Source organism: Desulfovibrio sp., from assembly GCF_018379785.1.
GTDB lineage: Bacteria > Desulfobacterota > Desulfovibrionia > Desulfovibrionales > Desulfovibrionaceae > Desulfovibrio.
Map to the genome: position 1 here is coordinate 1 of NZ_JAGZUV010000116.1, position 6,015 is coordinate 6,015.

The 6,015-nt window shown below is 59.6% G+C and carries 5 protein-coding genes; 2 read left to right on the forward strand and 3 right to left on the reverse strand.

Going from position 1 to position 6,015, the window contains the following annotated elements; genetic code table 11:
• Positions 1 to 215 precede the first annotated feature (215 nt).
• Both ychF and KH208_RS15240 read left to right on the forward strand, forming a co-directional pair.
• On the forward strand, positions 216 to 1,316 hold the full coding sequence (ychF, locus tag KH208_RS15235; RefSeq protein WP_291437711.1) for a redox-regulated ATPase YchF: 1,101 nt from the start codon (positions 216 to 218) through the stop codon (positions 1,314 to 1,316).
• A 385-nt stretch (positions 1,317 to 1,701) separates the two neighbouring features.
• Complete coding sequence (locus KH208_RS15240) at positions 1,702 to 2,136, forward strand: flavodoxin family protein (protein ID WP_291437719.1); 435 nt, start codon at positions 1,702 to 1,704, stop codon at positions 2,134 to 2,136.
• Between the two features lie 83 nt (positions 2,137 to 2,219).
• On the opposite strand, the gene KH208_RS15245 is transcribed toward KH208_RS15240, so the two are convergent.
• From KH208_RS15245 to KH208_RS15255, 3 genes are all read right to left on the reverse strand, one after another.
• A complete protein-coding gene (locus tag KH208_RS15245) occupies positions 2,220 to 4,247 on the reverse strand; it encodes a methyl-accepting chemotaxis protein (RefSeq protein WP_291437713.1) in 2,028 nt (675 codons plus the stop codon).
• Between the two features lie 486 nt (positions 4,248 to 4,733).
• On the reverse strand, positions 4,734 to 5,477 hold the full coding sequence (locus KH208_RS15250; protein ID WP_291437715.1) for an RNA methyltransferase: 744 nt from the start codon (positions 5,475 to 5,477) through the stop codon (positions 4,734 to 4,736).
• 7 nt (positions 5,478 to 5,484) lie between these two features.
• Positions 5,485 to 6,015, reverse strand: a 531-nt coding sequence (locus KH208_RS15255) for a DUF456 domain-containing protein (protein WP_291437717.1), incomplete at its 5' end; no start/stop codon positions are given.

The window sequence follows — 6,015 nt, forward strand, 5'->3', positions numbered from 1 at the left end:
TCTTGATATGTTGAACAAATCTCTTGCACTATTTCAAAGATTCCGAGTTAATGGTAGTATTGAAGAACTTTTATCATTGTTAAGGTGAATGTCTCCTCACGGGGCTCCGCTTGCCTCCGGCGCGCTTTGCGACTATATAAACCCCGCCTCCGGCCCGTCCGGAAGCGGGGTTTCCGCGTACGTCGGGATGCCCCAGCACAACGCAAGGAGTCGCCATGTCGCTCAGCATCGGCATCGTGGGCCTGCCCAACGTGGGCAAGTCCACCCTGTTTAACGCCCTGACCAAAGCACAGAACGCCCAGGCCGCCAATTATCCCTTCTGCACCATTGAGCCCAACAAGGCCACTGTGGCCGTGCCGGACAAGCGCGTGGACGCGCTCACGGCCAAGGCGAAACCGCAGAAGACCATTCATGCCAGCGTGGATTTCATCGACATCGCCGGTCTGGTGCGCGGCGCCAGCAAGGGCGAGGGCCTGGGCAACCAGTTTCTGGCTACCATCCGGGAATGCGCGGCCATTGTGGAGGTGGTGCGTTGTTTTGAGGATGAGAACATCACCCATGTGGACGGCAACGTGAATCCCTTGCGCGATGTGGAAACCATTGAAACCGAACTCTTGCTGGCCGATTTGCAGAGCGTGGAAAAGCGCCTGGAAAAGCTGCAAAAAATGGCCAAAGGCAGCAAGGACGCCAAAGCCGCCGCTGAATTGATGCAGGGACTGCTGGCCCACCTGAACGAAGGCAAAGCCGCCGCCGCTTTTGCCCTGCCGGATAATGAAACCTTTCTGGCTTCCTGGCGGGAATTGGGCCTGATCACGGCCAAGCCCGTAATTTACTGCGCCAATGTGGACGAAGCCGCCGTGGCCGACGGCAACGCCTATGTGAATAAAGTGCGGGCCCTGGCCGCTGAACGCAAGGCGGGCTTTGCCTGCATTTGCGCAAAACTTGAAGAAGAACTTCAAGGGTTGCCCGAGGACGAGCAGGCGGAAATGCTGGCCTCCTACGGCATTGAAGAAAGCGGTCTGGTGCGGATCATCCGCACCGGCTACGCCACCTTGGGACTGTGCAGCTATTTTACCGCCGGGCCCGATGAAGTGCGCGCCTGGACCATCCATCAGGGCTGGAAGGCCCCTCAGGCCGCCGGTGTGATCCATACGGATTTTGAGCGCGGTTTCATCCGGGCCGAGGTCATTTCCTTCGAGGACTACATGGGCCACGAAAGCGAGGCCGCCTGCCGTGCCGACGGCGTCCTGCGAGTGGAAGGCAAGGATTACGTGGTGCGGGACGGCGACGTGATGCACTTCCTGTTCAACGTCTAAAGCATTTCAACTTTGAAATGCTTTAATGCCGAACAGGGTGAGGCGCGCCGCGAAGACCGACCCGACGGGCGGCCCATAGGGCCGTGCCTGTAGCCCAGAGGGCGTACAGGCATCGAGAGCAACGCGGCGCGGATTCCGGCAAAGCGACCGAAGGCAGCCCGAAGGCTTGTCCCCGTTGGCGACAACAGAGCCATACGGGGATCGACAGCAGCGGTAACCGCGTTTTTTGCCGGAATGACCCCTTTGAAACGCAGAGCGTTTCAAAGGTAATCTGCTCCAGTCTCCACGAGGGTAGGCATGCGCTTGGCGGCGTTCAACGGCAGCTCCCGCAAGAACTCGCAGGGCGGGCATCGACAGCGAAATCATTTCCCTGTCCGACTTTCCCCTGCGCGGCTGTCTGGGCTGTTTCGCCTGCAAGGGGCAGGCACGCTGCACAACCATTGACGACGGTTTCAACGATTGCTTTGCCAAGATGCGTGAGGCCGACGGCATCGTGCTCGGTTCGCCCGTGTATTCGGCGGATGTCTCCGCGCTCATGAAGGCTTTTCTGGAGCGTGCCGGAGTGGTCTGCGCGTCCAATCCCGGCCTGCTCCGGCGCAAGGCGGGTGCGGCCGTGGCCGCCGTGCGCCGCGCCGGGGGCCTGAATACCGTTGACAGCATGAATCATTTTCTACTGAACAAGGAAGTGATCCTGGCCGGTTCCACCTACTGGAACATGGTCTACGGCAAGGAGCCCGGCGACGTCCGCCGCGATGAGGAAGGCATGCGCAACATGCAGAATCTCGGCGAGAATCTGGCCTGGCTCATGCGGCGGCTGTAGGCATTTTTGCTCATTCCGCGAAATCAGGCATGAAAAAACCGGCCCTTGGGCCGGTTTTTTCATTGTCATACTACCAGAGAAACTTAGGCGTTCTTCATCTCTTCAATGAGCGTGACCAGTTCCTGGGAACGCCGCCGCAGAGATTCCAGAGCCTTTGCCGCCTCCCGCATGGCTTCAGAGGTGGTGGACGTAATGTCATTGACCTCGGCAATGGATTTGGTGATTTCCTCACTGGTGGCGGACTGCTCCTCGCTGGCCGTGGCGATGGTGCGCACCTCATCGGCGGTATGCTCCACCATCTCCAGAATTTCGTTGAGCGATTCGCCGGATTTGTTGGAGAATTCCGTGGCCTTGGCGATATTCTGCACGGCCTGCTCCACCTGATGCGTGCTCTGCTCCGCGCTTTCCTGAATGGCCTTGATGGCGTTGCCCACTTCTGTGGTGGAGGTCATGGTTTTTTCCGCCAATTTGCGGACCTCGTCCGCCACCACCGCGAAGCCGCGCCCGGCTTCCCCGGCCCGGGCAGCCTCAATGGCCGCGTTGAGAGCCAGAAGATTGGTCTGGTCCGCGATATCCGAAATAACGCTCATGATCTGGTTAATGGCTCTGGCATGCTCATCCAGCCTGACCATATCTTCCTTGAGCGCCAGAGACTGATTCTGCACTTCCTGAATTCCGGCAACGGACTGGGTGACCACGGCGGTGCCGTCCGTGGCTTTTTGTCGAGCGGAGGTAGAAACGTCCGCCGCAAGCCCGGCGTTTTTCGCCACTTCCAACACTGCGGAGTTCATCTCCTCCATGGCTGTGGCTGTTTCGGCCAGGCGGGACGCGGCATGGCTCAACGCTTCGTCGGACTGTTCCACCTGGGCGGCAATGTTGTTGATGGCCTCGTTCAGTTTTTCCACCACGCCTTCAATCTGGCCCGCTGCACTGATCATACCGTCGCGCTTGGCCTGTTCCGCCTGCTGCTGAGCAAGGCGGGCTTCTTCCGTGGCGCAGGCGGCCTCTTCAGCCTTCTTTCGTGCTTCTTCGGCCTGTTCCCCGGCCTCCAGCATCAGATTGTCCTGCTTTTTTACCATGGCGCGCAGAGCCTCGGCCAGTTCGCCCATGTCGTCACGACTGTGCACGTCCAGCGCGGCATCTTTTTTGCCACCGGCCACGTCCAGCACATAGCGGGTGATTTTCCGCACCGGAGCGCTGACCCGCAGGCCGATCATCACGGAAAGGAGCAGTTGCACCGCCAGTAAAGCCGCGGCTACCCACGAGGCAGTGACCACGGCCTTGTTTTCAAGCTCCATCAGCTTGTTAAGCGGCATGCCCACAAACCACATGCCCGCGATGGTCCCGTCCGCCGCCTTCACCGGCCAATAGGCGGATTTATATTCAACGCCGAGGATATTATTCTGCGCAAAACACAGCTCACCGCGCTGTAAAACCGCTTCCACTATCTCCGGGGATTGCAGCTTGGTGCCCACGACCCGTTTGCCGTCCTTCATAATCGTGGTCATGGCGCGGGTATCGCCCTTGAAGATGGTCACATCCATGCCGCTCAGCTTCTTGAGCCAGTCCAGATAGGGCGGCGTCACCAGGGAAGTGCCGATGGACAGCGTGCCCACCAGTTTGCCTTCGTACATAATGGGCTGGCTGGCGCGAATGGTGAAGGGAACAACGGTCCCGGCCACGATAGCCACCGAAGGCGTGCCCTGCAGGGCCTTGACCACGGTTTCCTGATTCAGGACGCTGTCCTGCCATTTTTTCGAATGGCCCCGTCCGACGACAATGCCTTTGTCGTCCGTGACGGTCATGAAGTCGGACCCGGCTTCCTTCATGGCTTCCGCCGAAAGCAGCATGACCTGCTCGTGGTCGCGGGCAAGCACGGCGCGGGCAAGATTTTCCTCATGGGACATAAGCATGGCGCTTTGTGCGAAACGCGTGGCCGTAAGCTCGTTGGCGGTCTGGATGACGTTCTGCATCCGCCGGATATTCCCGTCCAGCTCCTCTTCCACGGGTTCTTTCATGAAATGAATGGAAACAAAGAGCACCACAACGCAGCATGTGATCAGCGCCCCGAAGAGCGAACCTACATATTTATGCGTCAAGGTCAAACGCATAGCATCCCCCTCTACAGATGGAATATGTCAAAGTCCGACACTTGTTCCGCCGTCCGCAATCACGACTCTCGACCTTGCGGACGGCACGATTCATCCTTCCCGCCAGGGTTTCATATCCGTCCAGGGAAGCAGTAGTGCGGATTTCATAGCATATCCCCTTAAAAAATATCAGCCGCCGACATACGCTCATACTTCCACGGCGTTACAGGAAGAAACTTGCGCCTTCAATCACAAACCCATCAAAATCTTTATCGGCATACATAAAGAAGTACTTAGAGGATTAGGTGTATTTGTTGTGCCGATAGCACAACAAAAACGGCATTGTCCACAATATAACGGAGATGGCGAAAGACAGGAGCGAAGACAACGTGACAGGCATCGAAGCGAGCGGCTTCAAAACTCTGAAAATATCAATTCTCAAAGTGAATCTGCTCCGGCGACCGTCCAGAGTGCGCGTCCGCCGATATGCGCGGAAAGAGGAAAAGCTCAGCCCAGCTTGTGGCGTACCTGCCGGCACAGGCCCATCAAAGCGTCATACTCGTGCCGCCTGAGTCCGGCACGGCTGAACATGCGCCGCCAGGGCATCAGAAAGTAATCCGGATTATCGCCATGCAGATAATCCAGGCTGAGCAGCATGGCCTTGAGCGCGTCCATAAGCCGTTCCTGTTCCTCCGCGGTAACGACCCGGCCGCCGCCGGATGCGCCGTTCTTTTCAGCGTCGGGAAGCGCGCGGACCGCGCGCACTGCATTGGCGCATTCATAGAGCATAAGCAGCACGGCCTGGGCCAGGTTGAGAGAGCTGGCCGCCGCGTCGGTGGGAATGGTCACGAGGCGCTGGCAATGGGTGATTTCTTCATTGTTCAGACCCCGGTCTTCCGGGCCGAAGACAAGAGAAATGTTTTCACCGCGTGCCAGGGCCGCCGCCACTTCCCGTGCGGCCTGACCCGGCGCGAGCAGAGCCTGCCGCCAACCGCCCGTGCGGGCCGTGGTGCCCAGCACCAGGCTGCTCTCGGCCACGGCCTCGGCCAGACCGGGGCTCACCCGTACGCCGTCCAGCAGGCCCTGCCCTTTGGGCGTGGCAAGAGGACCGGCCTTTTCCCGGTCCCAACGTTCCGGGTCCACCAGGCGGATGGCCGGGCACCCCATATTGGCGCAAGCCCGCGCCGTCATGCCGATATTTTCGGGAAAACGGGTCTTGACCAAAACTATCTGCACGCCGTCCAGCAACATGGGCGCCTCAGCAAAGATGGTGCAGCACGCTCAGCACCAGTTGGGCCGGGCCGTCCAGACTGTCCGGCGGCAAGGGCGCGGGGACCGGCTTCGGCCAGATCCGGTGGGCGGTGAGCGCCAGCATGGCCCCGCCCGCGCCGCATTTGCAGACCGTGCCCAGAAAACGGCCCATCATGGCCCCGAAAGCCGCGTCCAGCGCTTCTTTCACAGGTCTGCCCTTGAAGAGTTCCATAAGAAAGCAGCCGATCCAGGCACCGGCCAACGCGCCGATCAGCGCGCCCAGACCGAAAAAGAGCGGCGCCAGCAGAATGGCTCCGGCAATGGCCCCGATCATGCCAGCGAAGGTGCCCGATGAACTGGAGCCGTAGCGTTTGGCCTTGAGGATCTGCATGCCCAGCTCCAGAGCCTCGCCGATCAGCGCCAGTCCCACCATCATGAACCAGAACCAGACATCCAGATTGGCCGCGCCGGGGTGGACCATTTTCCACAGAGCCACCAGGCCCAGTACAATCCAGTTGGCGGGCAGGCCGAACACGTT

Coding starts and splice junctions, on each gene's coding strand:
- ychF (WP_291437711.1), top strand. CDS start 216: ATGTCGCTCAGCATCGGCATCGTGGGCCTGCCCAACGTGGGCAAGTCC.
- KH208_RS15245 (WP_291437713.1), bottom strand. CDS start 4,247: ATGCGTTTGACCTTGACGCATAAATATGTAGGTTCGCTCTTCGGGGCG.
- KH208_RS15250 (WP_291437715.1), bottom strand. CDS start 5,477: ATGTTGCTGGACGGCGTGCAGATAGTTTTGGTCAAGACCCGTTTTCCC.